Origin of the sequence: Tepidibacter thalassicus DSM 15285 (assembly GCF_900129915.1) — a bacterium.
GTDB classification, from domain to species: domain Bacteria; phylum Bacillota; class Clostridia; order Peptostreptococcales; family Peptostreptococcaceae; genus Tepidibacter; species Tepidibacter thalassicus.
Genome location: NZ_FQXH01000049.1, coordinates 1 through 2,907, shown reverse-complemented (window position 1 = coordinate 2,907; position 2,907 = coordinate 1). Strand labels below are relative to the sequence as shown.

Below are 2,907 nucleotides of genomic sequence, written 5' to 3'. Positions count from 1 at the left end.
ACAAGATTTCACAATTTCACTCAAAGAACATCAGAATATACTCCAGAAGAATTTGAAAAAATTGTTCTAAAGAAACAAAAGGAAAAATGGGGTATGTAAATTTAGAAAAGTATATTTTTTATTATTTATCATATCTCTCTATAAACTCGAGCATAGCTTGAGATAAAAGGTCTTGCTGTTTAAACTTCTTATTTTCTTTAGCAAACTTTAAAAACTTTTTGAGTATATCTTCATAAACCTTAAATGATCTATTTTTAATTTGTCCTGTCATTTTAGAAAAGTCTATTTTAAGTTCAGGAATATCTATTACATTATTTTTAAATTCATATTTTTTAACTGCTTCTATTGTATTTTTTATTTCTTGTTTTAAACTTACAAGTTCCAATATGTCATTCTTTAAATTTATTATATCTACTATTTGGTTTAGGTTATTTTCTTGTGATATAATATTACCATTATTTTCAGTTCTTTCACTAGGTGTTACAAAAGTATTACTCTTATCACTCTTTTGTGGTAACTCATTAGTGATACTTTTGTAACACTTTTTGTTTTTATCAAATTTAAATCCAGCTCTTTTAAATCTATCTGTTACAGTAGTCCTCGCTATTCCAATATTTTTACATATTTTACTTATAGATAAATTTTCTTTGAGTTTTTTATTAAAATACTCAACTTGTTCTAAAGTATCAAGATTATCAAATTCTTTTCTATCCAATTTTTATCCCCCCTGATAAGTGTTTCTAAAGTATTACTTTTGTAACTCTATTATAACTTATTATGATATTTGTGAAACACAAAATAAAAAAAGCCTAGATACTTTAATAAAATTACTAGGCCATGGCTGATATTTTTTTAATTGATATTTTCTGTATCAATCAATTATGTCTAATTCATTTATACTGATATATGATATATTATGTTTAATTCCCAAAGATTATTAGCTCATATTTCGTGATTAATTAAACATAAAAGTTATTATGTTTAATTAATTTAAGTTATAAACCTCACCCTTTTAGTTTTCATCTTCGTAATATTGTGTTCCTGTTGTGTTTATATCATCATACACACTCCCTTCTATTTCTATTGATACACTTGCACTCTTTCCACAAAACACATTCGGAAATATATATTTTCTCCAACCGTCATCTTCTCCAAAGTTTATGGTTAATAGTCTATTTTGACTATGTATTCCGTCATATAATGCTCTTAATACTTTGTTTATATCTCCTTCCCCTACATAACTTTTACTTTCTCTCTTGAATTTTAGTCCGAACGGTGAACTCTTTATTTCATAAAACTGCATATGTAATGGTGAGCCTGTTGTATGGGTTGCGTCTGTGTTATAATATTTATATTTCGATACTTTCGGTGCAAATACATATAATGTTCTTGTCTTGGTATAATATATATTTGTTGTATCCTTTCCTAGACTTTTTCCTCCCCTTAAAAAGTCTATTACTTTTGGGTTGTTGTCTTTATAATACTGGTTATAAACTTTATTCCTATATTCACAACCATCTCCACATCTCCCATAATATTCTATATCTTCCTCTCTCCAATCATGGTACTTTGATGCTGATGGTACTGCCCTACTCGCCATTCCCTTTGATGTCTTTACTCTTACATAACTTGTCCCTTTATCCATTCTTGCTGACCATTTCTCTAGGTCTATTTTCTTTACTAACTCCAATACTTCATTCTTGGGACTTGCTTCTATACCTAAATATTTTTGGGTGTTTTTATAGCTCGGTGTTACTTTCATTGGGTTTTTTCTTATATACTCTTTTAACATCTCCTCTGCTTTCGCATAATATGTTAAATCGTCTTTATTGTTATAAACCTCTGTCTCCATATCTACTATATAGAATGGCATATGCCAATACCCTGAACGTACTGTCTTTCCTCCTAAATCTGCTATAAACGGTGCCGATATTCCTGCCCATATATTTTTTACTTCTATTTTGTTCTTTGCTTTATATGTGTATTCTTTATCCACTGGACTTATATACGTTGAGCATGAATAAGCATCGCATACTGTATGACAATGTCTATGCCCTTCACTATCTGTATGACATCTTCTATGTGAACGACAACATCTTGTATGTCCTAATACTCTATCGTATCTTAATGTATATGGTATGTTTACTTCTGTTTCTATCTTCCCTTTCGCACTACATACTCCTTTCATTATTGGGTTCTCTCCTGCTATATAACTTGATGTCTCATAGTTATTCCTTTGCGTTAGTGGCTTATCTTTGTCCTTTTCTATTCCTGTTATATCTGGGTTGTTTATCCATGTCGCTATCTCTATTGTTTCCATCTTCTTTGGCTTTGGACAATTTACTTTGAATGTCTTTGTTACTGTCTCTTTTCCTCTAAAATTTACTTCCCCTTTATATGTCCTTCCTTTATGTGATAAACCTACTTCGTAATTCTTGTATAATAAATTCCCTTTCTGCTCTCCTATTGCTCTATATGTTACTCTTATTTCTACTTCGCCACCTTCTTTCGCATAACTTGGGTTTATTTCTATATTCGATACCATTATGTCAAAATCTTTTGGTGTCATTCTTGCTATTGCATAGTTGTTCTCATAGTTTTCTTCTTCGGGGTTCTTGTTTGGGTTTACGTCTATCCTTGCTGTTATTTCTCCTCTTAATACTCCGTCTACTTTCGTATATACTGCATATTGACTATATTCTTTGCTTTCTAATATATTTGGTATTGTTACGTTATAAACCCCTATCTTCTTCCCATCTTGCATTAATGTTAGTTTTACATCTTCATTTCTTAATACTTCTTTAAATTCTGACTTCATTCTAAAATCTACTCTTACTGCTGTCTTTGGCTTTTCTCCTGTTATATGGGCTATGTATAAATCTCCTTCGGGTTTTACTGCTAGGTCTT

2 protein-coding genes are annotated in these 2,907 nt (G+C 30.2%); both read right to left on the bottom strand.

The annotated features are described in order from the left end of the window. Positions 1 to 121: 121 nt before the first annotated feature. Positions 122 to 715: a hypothetical protein gene (locus BUA19_RS11335; protein WP_072726579.1), complete on the bottom strand. Its 594-nt coding sequence runs from the start codon at positions 713 to 715 to the stop codon at positions 122 to 124. 297 nt (positions 716 to 1,012) lie between these two features. Then, positions 1,013 to 2,907 (bottom strand): hypothetical protein (locus tag BUA19_RS11830; RefSeq protein ID WP_178137506.1); only part of this gene is annotated, 1,895 nt, incomplete at its 5' end.